Genomic DNA, 15,439 nt, shown 5'->3' on the forward strand with positions numbered 1-15,439 from the left:
GCTAACTAAGATGTTGAATGTGATGACGCCTTCGCGAGCAAGCCCGCTCCCACAGGGGGTTGCACCGCCGTCTTGCGCCCCAACATCACCGTCACGATCACCCCGGCCGCGAACAGCCAGGTAATTGGCTCGACATGTTCACCAAAGAACAACGCCGAAAACGCGATCGTGAAGAAAATCTGCAGCAACTGGATCTGGCTGACCCGGGCAATGCCGCCCATGGCCAGCCCGGCGTACCAGGCAAAGAACCCGATGAACTGCGAAAACAGCGAGACATAACCAAACGCCCACCAGGTTTTGGCTGAAATCTCGCCCTGATGTTGCAGCGCCAGGTACAGCACCGGTCCGATCAGCAGCGGCGTCGACAGCACCAGCGCCCAGCAGATCACCTGCCAGCCGCCCATCTCCTTGGCCAACCGGCCACCTTCGGCATATCCCAACCCACCCACGGCAATCGCGCCGAGCATCAGCAAATCACCGGCCTGAATGCTGCCCGCGCCGCTGATCAGCGCATAACCGAGCACCAACGCACTGCCCAACGCGGCGCAGGCCCAGAAGGCTTTCGACGGACGCTCATGTGACAGCCACGCGGCATACAGCGCCACGCACAGCGGTTGCAAGCCGTTGACCAGTGCGCCGTGGGAGGCGGGTAACGTCTGCATGGCCCAGGCCGACAGCACCGGGAAACCAAGGATGACCCCGGCGATCACCAGCGTCAGGCCTTTGACCTGCTTCCAGGTGGGCCATTTTTCACGGTGCCACAGCAGCAGCGCTGCCGGAATCGCCGCAAACAGCGCACGGCCGAGGCCGTTGAGCAGGGGATGGAGTTCCTGCACGACGATCCGTGTGAAGGGCAGGGTCAGGCTGAAGATAACGACGCCAAGCAGGCCGAGGGCCATGCCGGTGTTTTCGCGCGAGGACATGATGGTGACCAGAGTTCAGGATGGCGGGAAGTGTCTTTATCTAGCCATAAACCGCAGGCGCTGCTCTGTTACAGATAGGCGCAGAGTTATCCGTACAGTTGGGGGTAATGCCCCCAACGTAGGAGCTGCCGAAGGCTGCGATCTTTTTATCAGCCGCGCCACATACCCAATCGCTTCACCCAATGTCCCCAAGGATCAAAGTCAAAAGATCGCAGGCTTCGCCAGCTCCTACATCGACCATGCACATCCGCAAATCAAATGATCTACCCCCAGGTGATCGGCGTAGTAGTCGGTTATTACCTGCCATGCAGATTAAGGACTACCTTGAATACTCCTGCATGCCCACGCATTTTCCAGAGGAGTCCTCCCCATGGCGGCTAAAAAAATTCTGATGCTGGTCGGCGATTACGTCGAAGACTACGAAGTGATGGTGCCGTTCCAGGCGTTGCTGATGGTCGGCCATACGGTACACGCCGTTTGCCCGGACAAAACTGCTGGCCAGACCGTGCGCACAGCAATCCATGACTTCGAAGGCGACCAGACCTACAGCGAAAAACCCGGTCACCTGTTTGCCCTGAACTTCGATTTCGCCAAGGTAGACGCCACGGACTACGACGCCCTGCTGGTGCCGGGCGGTCGTGCGCCGGAGTACCTGCGCCTGAACGAAAAAGTCCTGGACCTGGTGCGAGCGTTCGACAAGGCGGGCAAACCGATCGCCGCGGTGTGTCACGGTGCGCAACTGTTGGCCGCGGCAGGCATTCTTGAAGGTCGCGAGTGCAGCGCCTACCCGGCGTGCGCTCCAGAAGTGCGCCTGGCTGGCGGCACGTTCATCGATATCCCGGTGACGGAAGGTCACGTTCAAGGCAATCTGGCCACTGCACCGGCCTGGCCGGCACACCCGAGCTGGCTGGCCGGTTTCCTCGGGTTGCTGGGTACCAAAATCACGCTGTAACGAGGGACCTGTCCATGTGCGAGCTCTATGTCAAAGCCGATCCGATTCTCTACGAATCGCGCTCCCGCTCGCTGCGCATCTGCGGGGTGGTGACCACCCTGCGGCTGGAGAATCAGTTCTGGGACATCCTCAGCGAAATCGCCGAGGTCGACGGCATGACCACCAATCAGTTGATCGCCAAGCTGTATGAAGAGGTGATGGACTACCGCGGCGAAGTGGTGAATTTCGCCTCGTTCTTGCGGGTTAGTTGCATGCGTTACCTGAGCCAGAGACGGGTGCAGACACCTGAGTTGTCGGTGGTGCGGGCGGTGGTGAAGTAGGACGGTTTTGTTTAGACCTTACCGGCCCCTTCGCGGGCAAGCCCGCTCCCACATTAGACCGCATCCTTCTGAACAACTCGGTCAACTGTGGGAGCGGGCTTGCCCGCGAAGGGGCCGGTACAGGCGACAGAAATCCCGACTTGGTCTTTACTCTGAAGCGCGAAACCTCTCAATCGCCAAGGAGAAAAAGCATGTCTGGATGGTACGAAGTGAGCAAAACCAGCAACGGTCAGTTCAAGTTTGTATTGAAAGCGGCCAATGCCGAAACCATTCTGACCAGTGAGCTGTATACCTCTCGCGGTGCAGCCGATGGCGGTATCGCCTCGGTTCAGGCCAACAGTCCGCTGGACCAACGCTACGAGAAAAAAACCACCAAGGACGGTCATCCTTACTTCAATTTGAAGGCCGGTAACCACGAGACCATCGGCAGCAGCGAATCCTACTCATCCGATGCCGCGAGGGATAAAGGCATCGCCAGCGTCAAGGCCAACGGCCCAACCACGGTGATCAAGGACAAGACCTTGCCGGTGCTCTAAACACACCGCCGATTAACTGTGGGAGCGGGCTTGCCCGCGATGACGGCCGAACATTCAACGAAGAGGTTGGATGTACGATCGCTATCGCGGGCAAGCCCGCTCCCACAGTTGTTTTGTGTGTGGCTGAAAATCAGCGCAATGCGTTCAACAATCCCTGCAACTGACCGCGACCCGCTTCACCCAACGCAAACACCGGTAACCGCGGATCGCCCACTTCCAGCCCGGTCATGCGCAAACCGGCCTTGATGGTCGCCGGCAAACCGCCCTTGAGGATGAAGTCCAGCAGCGGCAACTGGCGATAGAACAGTTCGCGAGCCTTGCTCAGGTCGTTGGCCAATACGGCTTCGTACAAGTCGAGATTGAGCTGCGGGATCAGGTTCGGCGCCGCCGTGCACCAGCCTTTCGCGCCTGCCGCAAACGCCTCCAGCGCCAACGGATTGCAGCCGTTATAGAACGGCACCTGACCTTCGCCCAGCAGTTGCAGTTTGTGCATGCGCTGAATATCGCCGGTGCTTTCCTTGACCATGGTGACGTTGTCGACGGCGTTGAAAATCCGCAGGATCAGCTCCACCGACAGGTCGGTGCCGCTGGTGGCCGGATTGTTGTAGAGCATGATCGGCACGCCGATGCTCTCGCCGATAGCGCGGTAGTGGGCGAGGATTTCTGCCTCGCTGAGTTTCCAGTAGGACGCCGGCAGCACCATCACCACGTCGGCGCCGTGAGCTTCAGCGAAACGCGCGCGGCGTACGGCTTTGGCGGTGGTCAAGTCGGACACGCTGACGATGGTCGGGACGCGTTTGGCGACGTGCCGGAGGCTGAATTCGCTGACCTGATCCCATTCCGCGTCGCTCAGGTAGGCGCCTTCACCGGTGCTGCCCAACGGGGCGATGGCGTGGACGCCGCTGTCGATCAGGCGGTCGATGGAGCGCCCGAGCGCGTCGAGATCAACGCTTTCGCCATTGGCGGTGAAGGGGGTGATGGTGTAGCCGATGATGCCGTGAATGTTTGGGGTCGACATGGTGTCTCTCCTTTCAAGAATGAGTGGGATCAGTTCAGGCAATCGGCGTGTTGACGCAGGTTCTGCCGAGCGTAGTAGTTGAACGCGGCGGCGTGGCGCTTGGGCCTGGAAATCCAGTCATGGGCTTCGCGGCCAAGCTGGGGAAGAATCGGTTTGATCACCCCCGCGGCCATGGCCAGCAACTGCAACTTCGCCGCGCGTTCGATCAATTGCGCAATGACACAGGCTTCTTCAATGGTCGCGCCGGTGGACAGCTGGCCATGGTGGGAAAGCACAATCGCCCGCTTGTCGCCCAAGGCCCCGGCAATCAGTTCACCTTCTTCATTGCCCACCGGTACACCCGGCCAGCCTTCGAGAAACGCACAGTCGTCGTAGAGCGGGCAGAGGTCCATGTGCGAAATCTGCAGCGGCACTTCAAGCATCGACAGCGCGGCGACGTGAGTCGGGTGCGTGTGAATGATGCAGTTCACGTCCGGCCGGGCGCGGTACACCCAGCTGTGGAAACGGTTGGCCGGATTGGGCATACCGTGGCCTTCAAGCACTTCCAGGTCTTCGTTGACCAGCAGCAGATTGTTTGCCGTGATCTCGTCGAAACCCAGGCCCAGTTGCTGAGTGTAATAGGTGCCCACCTGCGGTCCACGAGCGGTGATTTGACCGGCCAGGCCTGAATCGTGGCCGTTTTCGAACAGAATGCGGCAGGTCAGGGCCAGCTTTTGCCGGTCGGTCCACGTATTATCCGCCAGGGTATTTTGCATCTGTGTCAGCGCTTGCTTGACCAGTTGCTCTTTGGGCAGTGCTAATGTCTTGGCCATGTCGGTGTCCTTCGGTGGATCATGCAAATGACACTAAAGAGGCTATATGACACTTTGTGTCATTGGCAAGGACAAATCGTTGCCTCCTTGATGGATTAATCGCTCCACATGTCTATCCGTTTGAAATTACTTAGAAAAAAGCTCGGCGTGACGCTGGAGGCCTTGGCCGAAAAGTCCGGCATGACCAAGAGCTATTTGTCGAAAGTCGAGCGCGGGTTGAACACCCCGTCGATCGCCGCCGCCCTGAAACTGGCCAAGGCGCTGAACGTGAAGGTCGAGGAATTGTTCTCCGAAGACAACGTCAGCCTCGACAGCTACAGCCTGGTGCGCAGCGACGAACGCCAGTCCCTGGCCGCCAACGACCACAGCCCGGGTTATGCGGTGCTGGCCCATCAGGTCAGTGAACGCAGCCTGTTGCCGTTCATCATCTACCCGCCGGCAGAGTTCACCGACAAAACCTTCAAGGAACACTTGGGGGAAGAGTTTCTGTTCGTCCACGAGGGGCAGGTGGAAGTGGACTTCATGAACGAGCGCGTGCTGCTCAATCGGGGGGATGCGCTGCACTTCAATGCGCAGAAACCGCATCGCATCAGGTCAGTGGGCGAGGTTCAGGCGCAGTTGCTGGTGGTGGTGCATAGCAGCGAGGAATGAGGTTGCTCTAAAAGATCGCAGCCTTCGGCAGCTCCTACACCGATCTATGTAGGAGCTGCCGAAGGCTGCGATCTTTTGATCTTGACTTAAACCTCAACCGGTACAGTCAGCTTGGGACTACCAAGTGCATGCGTCTTCGAATCAAAAAACCGCAGCTCCACGCCCGTCCCCTCGAACACCTTCGTGTAATGCCGCTTCTGATGCTGGATGAACGCCTTGCTGCGCGGGTAAATCGAGATCGCCGCTGTCTTTGGCTTCGCCTGGCGCAATGCATGAATGATGTGACTGTCCTGCTCGCCAAGGGCGTGCCCGAAGATGCACAGCCCATCGCCATGGCTCAGTAACTGGTCGTAGCAAAACGACAGGTAATCCGAGCTGCGAATGGTTTTGAGTTTGTCCTGGGTCGGACCTTCGGTGACGAACAGCGGTACATCGTCGAGGGTCTTGATCGTATTGTTGATGGCGAAACTGCCCAGCAACGTACCTTCGGTCGACATCAATTTACGCGCCGTACCGTCCTGATTGCGCACCAGATGCAGGCCACCGTGCAGGTACAGCAGCCGGGTTTTATCTGTCGCGGTGAGGCTCAGATCAAAACGTGGCTCGGTGCCCTGGAACAGATCGGTAATAGCGTCGGGCCGGTGCTGGACCGCCCAGTAGTTGAGCAAATCGTAATTGGTGGTGAACACCGTTCGATAGCTGCCCAGTTCTTGATTGATCGTCGCCAGCGTCGAGGGCACCACCAATCGCCAAGGGATGTGCACCGCATGCACGGTGTTGATCAGCGCTTCCTTGATCGCGTAATAGCGATTGCGCGGTGCGGCAGAGCTGACGGCCAATGCCTTGTTGACCCGGCTAGTGGTTTTCAGCGCCCCAAGCACTTGTTCGAAGCTGCGTGTCTGCATCGCGTCGAACACGCTCAGTTCGGATTGGCTCAGCGGCTTTTCTTCGACGGTCCGGGCGTTTTCAAACAGCGAGTCATAGCCGAAGTCGTCCCATACCGAACGACTGGCACCGTTACCCACCAGCAGGCCACCGAAAGAGGCGGTGGTGCGCAAGGCGTTCCAGTCTTCAAGTTGGGCATCGACATCCTGGAAATCGGTCATTGCGTTCGTTGTCTCAAAGCAAAAGGTCTGATGGACGGCGACTTTATCACGACCCGGACTTGAGCCAGATCAAGTTACCGCACGACTAATGGGTTGATCCTGTGCGTGCCCGCCAAATCGGCGCTGCCGATTCGGGTTCAGCCAGGAGACTCGCGCATGAGCAGTACGTTCTTCATTCCCGCTGTGAACATCATGGGCACCGGTTGCCTTGACGAAGCCATGGACGCCATTCGCAAGTATGGTTTTCGCAAGGCGCTGATCGTCACCGACACCGGGCTGGCCAAGGCTGGCGTGGCGACGATGATTGCCGGAAAACTGGCGTTGCAGGACATCGACTCGGTGATCTTCGACGGTGCCAAGCCGAATCCAAGCATCGCCAACGTCGAGCTAGGCCTGGGTCTGCTCAAGGAAAGTCGCTGTGATTTCGTGGTGTCGCTGGGCGGCGGTTCGCCTCACGACTGCGCCAAGGGCATCGCGTTGTGCGCCACAAACGGTGGGACGATTCGTGACTACGAAGGTGTCGATCAGTCGGCCAAACCGCAAATGCCGTTGATCGCGATCAACACCACCGCCGGTACCGCCAGCGAGATGACCCGTTTTTGCATCATCACCGACGAGTCCCGTCACGTGAAAATGGCCATCGTCGATCGCAACGTCACACCGCTGCTGTCAGTCAACGATCCGGCGCTGATGGTCGCCATGCCCAAGGGCCTGACTGCCGCCACTGGCATGGACGCACTGACCCACGCCATCGAAGCCTACGTCTCCACCGCGGCCAACCCGATTACCGATGCCTGTGCGCTGAAAGCCATCACCTTGATCAGCAATAACCTGCGCCTGGCTGTACGCGACGGCAGTGACATGATCGCGCGGGAAAACATGGCTTACGCGCAGTTCCTCGCTGGTATGGCGTTCAACAATGCGTCCTTGGGATATGTCCACGCCATGGCCCACCAGTTGGGCGGGTTCTACGACTTGCCCCATGGTGTGTGCAATGCGGTGCTACTGCCTCATGTGCAAAGTTTCAACGCGCTGGTCTGCGCCGACCGCCTGACCGATGTTGCCCGCGCGATGGGCGCCGACATTCGCGGGTTCAGCCCGGAAGAGGGCGCTCAGGCAGCCATCGCGGCCATTCGCAACCTGGCCAAGGACGTGGAAATTCCCGCCGGTTTACGTGAGCTCGGTACCAAGCTCACCGACATCCCGGTTCTCGCCAGCAATGCCATGAAAGACGCCTGTGGACTGACCAATCCACGGAAGGCGGATCAGCGGCAGATCGAGGAGATTTTCCGCAGCGCGTTTTAACCAAGGCATCGGTTCGGACGCAAAGAACGCTATGCTGCGATCTCGTCCGAGCCGACATTGCCGAGTGCCTGATGCTGCAAAAAAGCCTGATCCGCCGCCTCGACCTGATCACTCTCCAACTGTTCGTGGCTGTCCATGAAGAGGGCACCTTGACCCGTGCCGCGGCTCGCGAAGCGATCGCGGTGTCGGCGGCCAGCAAGCGCTTGATGGAGTTGGAGGTGGCGCTGGGCATCAGCCTGTTCGTGCGTCAGGCCAAGGGCATGACGCTGACGCCGGCCGGTGAAACCCTGCTGCACCATGCCCGGCAGATGTTGTTCAACGTCGAGAAAATGGGCCTCGAACTGGGCGAGCATAGTCACGGTGTTCGGGGCTATGTGCGGATGCTCGCGAACCTGTCGGCGATCATTCAGTTCCTGCCCGAAGACCTGCGAGATTTTTCCGAGCGCCATCCGCAGGTCAAGACCGACCTCGAAGAACGCCCCAGCAGTGGGGTGATTCAAGGCGTGCTCGATGGCGTGGCAGACCTCGGGATTTGTTCCAGCGACAGTGACGTCAAAGGCCTGCACAGTGTTCTTTATCGCCGGGACAAACTGATGGTGTTGATGCCGGCCGATCATCCATTGGCGAGTCGTTCGACCCTGGCTTTTGCCGACACGCTGGGCAGCGATTACGTCGGCTTGCACGCCGCCAGTTCCATCAACATGCGCACCCATGCGGCCGCGCGCAAGGCTGGCAAGGTGCTGAGGCTGCGGATTCATGTGCCGGGGTTCGATGCCATGTGCCGGATGGTCCAGGCCAACATGGGCATCGGCATCCTGCCGCAAAAGGCCTATGAGCTGTTCGGCCGGGCGTTGGGTTTGCACGCGGTGCCGCTGACGGATGACTGGTCGGATCGTGCGTTGATTCTGGTGGTGCGTGATGAAGCGATGCTGTCGCCGGTGAGCCGGATGTTGTTTGAGCAGTTGCGCGGGGTGGTCTGATAGTTATTTGTCGGGTTGGCGGGCCTCTTCGCGAGCAAGCCCGCTCCCACACGTGCTTTAAGCACTCCGGGCATTCAGCTTGCCACTCCACCGCTCTCACCCTCAGTCTAATTCCTGCCCAAGACACAAGCGGGCTTGCTCGCGAAGACTGACTTGAGGTCGCGGCAAACCGTCCATCGAGCATTCGCATTTCGCGAACGGTCGTTGCCAACTGAAGGTTGGATTCCTTGCCCCTCGGTCCTCTAGCCTTGGCTCATATTCCAAGAACAAGAGGTACCCCGCGATGACTGCCCCCTTGAGTGCAATCAAAGTGATCGAGATCGGCACACTGATCGCCGCGCCATTCGCGGCGCGCATGCTCGCCGAGTTCGGCGCCGAAGTGATCAAGATCGAAGCCATGGGCCAGGGCGATCCCCTGCGCAAATGGCGCAAGCTGCACGAAGGCACTTCGCTGTGGTGGTACCTGCAATCGCGAAACAAGAAGTCCCTGGCGCTGAATCTGAAATCCGCCGAAGGCATCGAATTGGTCAAGCAACTGGCGACCGACGCCGATGTGCTGATCGAAAACCTGCGCCCCGGTGCCCTGGAAAAACTAGGCCTGGGCTGGGACGTGTTGCATGCCCTCAATCCCAACCTGACGCTGGTGCGCATTTCCGGTTATGGCCAGACCGGCCCGTACCGTGATCGTCCGGGTTTCGGTGCGATCGGCGAGGCCATGGGCGGGATTCGCTATACCACCGGCACCCCCGGTTCACCGCCGGCCCGAGTGGGTGTGAGTCTCGGCGACTCCCTGGCTTCGCTGCACGCGGTCATCGGTGCACTGATGTCGCTGCTGCGAGTCAAGACCGGGCAGGGCGGCGGGCAGGTGGTCGATGTGTCTTTGGCCGAAAGCGTGTTCAACGTGATGGAAAGCCTGGTGCCGGAATACGACATGCTGGGCCATGTTCGTGAGCGCAGCGGCGGGGCGTTGCCGGGCATCGCGCCATCCAATACTTACCTGACTGCCGACGGCGCCTACGTGGTGATCGCCGGCAACAGTGACCCGATCTATAAGCGCCTGATGGCGGTGATCGGTCGGGTCGATCTGGCCGAAGCGCCGGAGTTTGCGCATAACGATGGCCGCGCCGCCAAAAGTAATGTGCTCGACGCCGCCATCACTCACTGGACCAGCAGCCTGCCCATCGATGAAGTGCTGTCGGCCCTGGAAGCCGCCGAAGTCCCGGCCGGTCGCATCTACTCGGTAGCCGATATCGTTGCCGATCCACATTACCAGGCGCGGGACATGCTGCTCAGCGCCGAACTGCCTGGCGGCGCCACGGTGAAGATGCCGGGCATCGTACCGAAAATGTCCGAGACCCCCGGTGGCGTGAACTGGTCGGGACCGAGTCTGGGTCAGCACACCGATGGCATCCTCGCGGGGCTGGGCCTGACTGACCAGGATATCGAACGGCTGAAAGCTGAAGGGGTGGTGCAATGATCACTGATTACTCCGAGACTCTGATCGTTCAGGAAGTCTCTCCTCGTGATGGCTTGCAGATCGAGCCGACCTGGGTCGAAACCGTCGACAAGATTGCGCTGATCGATCAGTTGTCGCTGGCGGGGTTTAGCCGCATCGAAGCAGGCTCGTTCGTTTCGCCCAAGGCCATTCCAGCGCTGCGCGATGGCGAGCAAGTGTTCAAGGGCATCGCCCGACGGCCAGGCGTGATCTATGTCGCATTGATCCCCAACCTCAAAGGCGCACAACGAGCGCTGGCCTCGGGGGCCGATGAGCTGAACCTGGTGATGTCCGCCAGCCAGACCCACAACCTGGCGAATATGCGGATGCGCTGCGAGGCGTCATTGGCGGCGTTTGGCGAGATCGTCGAATTCGTTCGCGGCACCCAGGTGCGGCTCAACAGCAGCATTGCCACGACCTTCGGTTGCCCGTTCGAAGGCAGGATCGATGAGGACCGAGTGCTGCAGATCGTCGACGCCTATCAGGAGCTCGGGATCCAGGGCATTACCCTGGCTGACACCACCGGCATGGCCAATCCGCGTCAGGTCGATCGGCTGGTGCGCAGAGTCTTGCAGCGGGTTTCGCCAGCGGATCTGACCCTGCATTTTCACAACACTCGCGGCCTCGGTCTGTGCAACGTCCTGGCCGCTTACGAGGCCGGAGCCCGTCGCTTCGATGCGGCCCTCGGCGGCCTTGGCGGTTGCCCGTTTGCGCCGGGGGCTTCGGGCAATATCTGCACTGAAGACCTGGTCAACCTGTGCGATGAAATCGGTATTCACACCGGCATCGATCTGCCGTTGTTGCTGAAGTTATCCCGAGGGTTACCCGCGTTGCTGGGCCATGAAGTGCCTGGGCAGTTAGCCAAAGCAGGACGCAATTGCGACCTGCACCCGACACCCTCCTGAACCCACCACGAACCCTGTGGGAGCGGGCTTTTGTGGCGAGGGGGCTTGCCCCCGTTGGGTCGCGGAGCGGCCCCAAAAATGGGACTGCTGCGCAGTCCAACGGGGGCAAGCCCCCTCGCCACAAAAGCCTCGCTCCCACAAAAAAGCGTCCACAAGACCACCTCAACCAGACAACAAAAACAATCGGGACTCCCTCGTGAAGTCCATCTGGAGAAACACTATGAGCCTCAATGTACTGGAGGCGGGCGCGAGCCCGTCCGTTAGCCACGACGCCGAAAAAGCCCTGGTCCGCAAAGTCGCCTGGCGACTGATGCCACTGATCATGGTTTGCTACCTGTTCGCGTTTTTCGACCGCATCAACATCAGCTTCGCCAAGTTCCAGTTGCAGGCCGACCTGAGCCTGAGCGATACCGCTTATGGCCTCGGCGCCGGGCTGTTTGTGGTCGGTTACGTGATCTTCGAAGTGCCGAGCAACATGATGCTCTACAAGGTCGGTGCCCGGCGCTGGATCGCCCGGATCATGATGTCCTGGGGTGTCGCCACGGCGGCCATGGTCTTCGTCAACAGCGAATGGCAGTTCTACGCCTTGCGCTTCGTGATTGGTGCGATGGAAGCGGGTTTCGCGCCGGGCGTGCTGTATTACCTGACGCTGTGGTTCCCGCAGCACTATCGCGGGCGCATCACGTCGATGCTGTTTCTCGCGTCGGCGTTTGCCGGGCTGGTTGGCGCACCGTTCTCCGGGCTGGTGCTGCAACACCTGGATGGCGTCCTTGATATGCGCGGCTGGCATTGGCTGTTTCTGCTCGGTGGCGTGCCTTGCATCGGCCTCGGTTTGTTGGTGCTGACCTTGCTCAAGGACCGCATCGAAGACGCCCATTGGCTGACGTCGTCGGAAAAGAAACTGCTCGCCAGCCGTATCGCTCACCACGAACCGCACAAGAGCGGCGGTTCCTTGCTGGCAGCCTTGCGGATTCCGGGTTTCCTGATGCTGGGGCTGATTTACTTTCTGATTCAGGTAGCGTCCTACGGCTTGAATTTCTGGGCACCGCAACTGATCCGCAGTGCCGGCACCGAGAGTCCGGTGATGATCGGCTTGCTGACCGCCATTCCCTATGTCTGTGGCGCCATCAGCATGGTGGTGATCGGGCGGTTGTCCGATGCCACCGGCGAGCGGCGCAAGTTTGTTGCAGGTCTGGTGGCGGTAGGCGCGGTGGGGTTCTTCAGCGCAGGAATCTTCGCTAACCACACGACCTTCCTGATTGTCGCCCTGGGCTTGCTCGGTGCCGGGATCATCGCCTCCATCCCGAGCTTCTGGACCCTCCCGCCAAAACTACTGGCCGGTGCCGGCGCAGGTGCTGCGGGCGGGATCGCGGTGATCAACACCCTTGGCCAATTCGGCGGGATCGTCAGCCCGGTCATGGTCGGGCGGATCAAGGACCTGACCGGCAGCACCACCCCGGCCCTGTACGTCATCGGCGTCGCCGCGCTGATTGCTGCTGCGTTGTTGCTGTGGGGATTGCCGCAGAAGCTGCGCACGCTCGATAAGTTCTGAAATCTGCGGCGTCAGGAAAACCGCTTTCGCGAGCAAGCCCGCTCCCACATTGACCGCGTCAGGCACAGGATCTGTGTCCGACGCCAATCCCTGTGGGAGCGGGCTTGCCCGCGAAGACTGACTCACAGCAACAAAGCACTAGTGGTTCTACGCCCAAGGACGTTTAAGTTGTACGCTCCGGTTGGACTCAGCCTCAAGGTTACTAAACCCATGCTAACCGGCCTCAATCACCTGACCCTCGCCGTCACCGACCTGAACCGCAGCGTGGCGTTCTATCGCGATCTGCTGCAACTCCAGCTTGAAGCCACGTGGGACACCGGCGCCTATCTCTCATTACCCGGTCTATGGCTGTGCCTTTCTCTCGATCCGTTGCGCGAATCCGCTCCCGCCGCTGACTACACCCATTACGCCTTCAGTATCGGCGCTACGGACTTCCCGTTGTTCGTCGAACGCCTGCGATCCGCTAGCGTGCGGGAATGGCGGGACAACCGCAGCGAAGGCGCGTCGTTTTATTTTCTCGATCCGGACGGGCACAAGCTAGAGGCGCATGTCGGGGATCTGGCGTCGCGGCTGGCGGCGTGTCGGCAACGGCCGTATGCGGGGATGAAGTTCTTCGACGATCGTTAAGTCGATGCTCGAGGTCCTGGGATAGACTTGCGTCCATTCATCCGGCGTTTCAACAGGAATTCCCATGACTCCATCACTGCTAATGGCGGTTCTCGCCTCGGGCTTCATTTATGGCATCACGCCGGGGCCGGGTGTACTGGCGGTGTTCGGCATCGGCGCGGCGCGCGGGCGGCGGGCCGGAGCGGGGTTTCTGTGCGGGCATTTGCTGGGCGACGTGATCTGGTGCAGCACGGCGCTGATCGCGATTGTCGGTGCGCGGGAAATCGGCAGCACCGCGTTCGATGTGCTGGGCGTATTCAGTGGGCTCTACTTGTTCTGGCTGGGTCTGCGCGCGGTGCGGGCTCGCCGCGGCAGTGCCGAGGCGCCTCAGGGGCCGGCGCGGCAGCCGTTCTGGCACGGCATCATGTTCGGTCTGACCAACCCCAAGGCATACCCGGTGGCGGTGGCGACCTTTACTGCGCTGCTGTCCAGCCGTGCAGAATTGCTGCATTGGTCGATGCTGCCATGGTTGATCGTCCTCAGCTTCATTGGTGGCCTTATGGCCTACGCTATCCTCATAGGCATCGTCGGTGCGCGTCAGGTGCGCACGCTGTATCAGCGCCATGAACTGGCGATCACGCGGTTGTGCGGGGTAATGTTCATCGGTTTTGCCATCAATGCCCTGGTGCATGCGCTGCCGGGGCTGGTGACGAACAAGGCTTGAGGCTGATCGCAAGGAAGCGTCAGCTGCACAGTCATCGCTCGGGCGTATGACCGGTCAGGGAGGGTTGTTCAATGTTGCATTGTCCGGACACGCTCTCGGCATCATGGAAACCAGAAATTCCGCACCACTGGCCAGCTACATCGACCTCTTGCTGGACGCCGTCTGTGCGGTGGACAAACAAGGTCGCTTCGTATTTGTCAGCGCGGCCTGCGAGCGCATTTTCGGTTACACCCCCGACGAGCTGATCGGCCAGCCGATGATCGACTTAGTGCATCCCGCCGACCGACAGCGCACCATCGACGCCGCGCGGGAGATCATGGGGGGCGAGCCCAAGCTCAACTTTGAAAATCGCTACCTGCGCAAGGACGGCCGGGTGGTACACATTCTCTGGTCGGCGCGCTGGTCGGAGGTCGATCAGTTGCGCATTGCCGTGGCGCGCGACATCACCGAGCGCAAACAGGCCGAGTCCCGGCAAGCGGCGCTGTATGCAATCTCCGAGGCGGCCCATGCGGCGGAAGACCTGCTGGCGCTGTTCAAACGCGTCCATTCGATTATCGGCGAATGGCTCCCAGCGTTGAATTTCTCTGTGGCGCTGTATGACGAACACTGCGCGCAGCTTAATTTTCCCTATCACGTCGACGACCGTGAACCGCAACCCGAGGAGCCCGGGACTGTGACCGGGCGTCTTTGCAGCGAAGTGATTCGCAGCGGCTTGCCGATTCTGCTGACCCCGGATCAGGACGATCCGCCGGCCGGTTTTGCGGCGCTTGTCGCGGGCCAGGATTCGCCCTGCTGGCTGGGCGTGCCATTGAGTTCGCAGAACAACGGCACCATTGGCGCCTTGATCGTTAAAAGCGTACCGGGCGGCGAGCGTTACACCGAGCAAGACAAGGAACTGCTGCAGTATGTTTGCGCTCAGGTCGCGACCGCTATCGAGCGCAAGCAATTGCATGCCCGGCTCCAGCGCATGGCCCAGTACGACCAACTGACTCAGCTACCCAATCGCGAGTTGCTGCGCGAACGCCTCAAGGCCTCACTGGCGCTGGCCCGGGAAGATTCCGGTCGAATGGCGTTGCTCTACGTCGATCTCGACCGCTTCAAGCAAGTCAACGACACCCTTGGTCATGCAGTTGGGGACATGCTGTTGCAAGCGGTCGCCAATCGGCTCAAGGGCTGCGTGCGCGAAACCGACACCGTAGCGCGTATCGGCGGTGATGAATTTGTCGTGTTGTTGCACAGCATCCACGCCGCGGAAGACGCCGAGAATGTGGCGGGAAAAATCCGCCAGGTACTGGTTCAGCCCCTGCGCCTGGACGGACATAACCTGAACATTCAGCCGAGCATTGGCGTTGCGCGCTACCCCGAGCATGGCACTGAAGAAAACCAGCTGTTCAGGCATGCCGATGAGGCGATGTACACCGCAAAACGCCAACATCACCTGCGTCTCGGGGCCTGAAAGTCCGTCACCGTTCGTCGCGGCGTTGCCAGTTTTTCTAAACCTTTTTGGCGATGGAAATTCTTATTCTATGCGGGCGGCTGCTCGCCGCTCGCTGC

General features: G+C 60.2%; 16 protein-coding genes. 12 read left to right on the plus strand and 4 right to left on the minus strand.

Annotated elements, in window-relative coordinates:
• Positions 1–5 precede the first annotated feature (5 nt).
• Entirely contained in the window at positions 6–923 is a 918-nt protein-coding gene (locus tag TU81_RS05720) for a DMT family transporter (protein WP_048393988.1), read from the minus strand.
• A gap of 370 nt (positions 924–1,293) precedes the next feature.
• Between TU81_RS05720 and TU81_RS05725 the strand changes: the two genes are divergently transcribed.
• The 3 genes from TU81_RS05725 (at position 1,294) to TU81_RS05735 (ending at position 2,731) form a co-directional block, all read left to right on the plus strand.
• Positions 1,294–1,875 carry a DJ-1/PfpI family protein gene (locus TU81_RS05725; protein ID WP_038979285.1) on the plus strand — a complete coding sequence of 194 codons (582 nt, stop codon included), beginning with the start codon at positions 1,294–1,296 and terminating at the stop codon, positions 1,873–1,875.
• 14 nt (positions 1,876–1,889) lie between these two features.
• The gene (locus TU81_RS05730; RefSeq protein WP_038979286.1) at positions 1,890–2,195 is read left to right on the plus strand and encodes a ribbon-helix-helix domain-containing protein; all 306 of its coding nucleotides are present in this window, start codon (positions 1,890–1,892) and stop codon (positions 2,193–2,195) included.
• A gap of 191 nt (positions 2,196–2,386) precedes the next feature.
• Positions 2,387–2,731: a YegP family protein gene (locus TU81_RS05735; RefSeq protein WP_038979287.1), complete on the plus strand. Its 345-nt coding sequence runs from the start codon at positions 2,387–2,389 to the stop codon at positions 2,729–2,731.
• A 130-nt stretch (positions 2,732–2,861) separates the two neighbouring features.
• On the opposite strand, the gene TU81_RS05740 is transcribed toward TU81_RS05735, so the two are convergent.
• Both TU81_RS05740 and TU81_RS05745 read right to left on the minus strand, forming a co-directional pair.
• Positions 2,862–3,749: a dihydrodipicolinate synthase family protein gene (locus TU81_RS05740; RefSeq protein WP_048393991.1), complete on the minus strand. Its 888-nt coding sequence runs from the start codon at positions 3,747–3,749 to the stop codon at positions 2,862–2,864.
• Positions 3,750–3,778: 29 nt separating this feature from the next.
• Positions 3,779–4,561 carry an aldolase gene (locus tag TU81_RS05745; protein ID WP_048393993.1) on the minus strand — a complete coding sequence of 261 codons (783 nt, stop codon included), beginning with the start codon at positions 4,559–4,561 and terminating at the stop codon, positions 3,779–3,781.
• Positions 4,562–4,669: 108 nt separating this feature from the next.
• Here TU81_RS05745 and TU81_RS05750 point away from each other — a divergent pair, with 108 nt between their 5' ends.
• On the plus strand, positions 4,670–5,212 hold the full coding sequence (locus TU81_RS05750) for a helix-turn-helix domain-containing protein (protein ID WP_038979290.1): 543 nt from the start codon (positions 4,670–4,672) through the stop codon (positions 5,210–5,212).
• 86 nt (positions 5,213–5,298) lie between these two features.
• Here TU81_RS05750 and TU81_RS05755 read toward each other — a convergent pair whose 3' ends face one another.
• Positions 5,299–6,318, minus strand: coding sequence for a DUF4917 family protein (locus tag TU81_RS05755; protein ID WP_048393999.1), 1,020 nt, complete (start codon positions 6,316–6,318; stop codon positions 5,299–5,301).
• Positions 6,319–6,474: 156 nt separating this feature from the next.
• Here TU81_RS05755 and yiaY point away from each other — a divergent pair, with 156 nt between their 5' ends.
• The 8 genes from yiaY to TU81_RS05795 all read left to right on the plus strand — a co-directional run bounded on the left by yiaY (position 6,475) and on the right by TU81_RS05795 (position 15,341).
• Positions 6,475–7,623 (plus strand): L-threonine dehydrogenase, encoded by a 1,149-nt coding sequence (gene yiaY / locus TU81_RS05760; RefSeq protein WP_048394001.1) that lies wholly within the window; start codon positions 6,475–6,477, stop codon positions 7,621–7,623.
• Between the two features lie 71 nt (positions 7,624–7,694).
• A complete protein-coding gene (locus tag TU81_RS05765) occupies positions 7,695–8,603 on the plus strand; it encodes a LysR family transcriptional regulator (protein WP_048394005.1) in 909 nt (302 codons plus the stop codon).
• 283 nt (positions 8,604–8,886) lie between these two features.
• On the plus strand, positions 8,887–10,080 hold the full coding sequence (locus TU81_RS05770) for a CaiB/BaiF CoA transferase family protein (RefSeq protein WP_038979294.1): 1,194 nt from the start codon (positions 8,887–8,889) through the stop codon (positions 10,078–10,080).
• Positions 10,077–11,003: a hydroxymethylglutaryl-CoA lyase gene (locus TU81_RS05775; protein ID WP_048394007.1), complete on the plus strand. Its 927-nt coding sequence runs from the start codon at positions 10,077–10,079 to the stop codon at positions 11,001–11,003. Before TU81_RS05770 ends, TU81_RS05775 begins: the two co-directional genes overlap by 4 nt.
• A gap of 220 nt (positions 11,004–11,223) precedes the next feature.
• Entirely contained in the window at positions 11,224–12,555 is a 1,332-nt protein-coding gene (locus TU81_RS05780) for an MFS transporter (RefSeq protein ID WP_038979296.1), read from the plus strand.
• 210 nt (positions 12,556–12,765) lie between these two features.
• A complete protein-coding gene (gene fos / locus TU81_RS05785; protein ID WP_048394008.1) occupies positions 12,766–13,182 on the plus strand; it encodes a fosfomycin resistance glutathione transferase in 417 nt (138 codons plus the stop codon).
• Positions 13,183–13,246: 64 nt separating this feature from the next.
• The gene (locus TU81_RS05790; protein ID WP_048394010.1) at positions 13,247–13,885 is read left to right on the plus strand and encodes a LysE family translocator; all 639 of its coding nucleotides are present in this window, start codon (positions 13,247–13,249) and stop codon (positions 13,883–13,885) included.
• Positions 13,886–13,988: 103 nt separating this feature from the next.
• Positions 13,989–15,341, plus strand: a complete 1,353-nt coding sequence (locus tag TU81_RS05795; protein WP_048394488.1) for a sensor domain-containing protein — start codon at positions 13,989–13,991, stop codon at positions 15,339–15,341.
• Positions 15,342–15,439 lie beyond the last annotated feature (98 nt).

It is taken from the genome of Pseudomonas lini, assembly GCF_001042905.1.
GTDB lineage: Bacteria > Pseudomonadota > Gammaproteobacteria > Pseudomonadales > Pseudomonadaceae > Aquipseudomonas > Aquipseudomonas lini.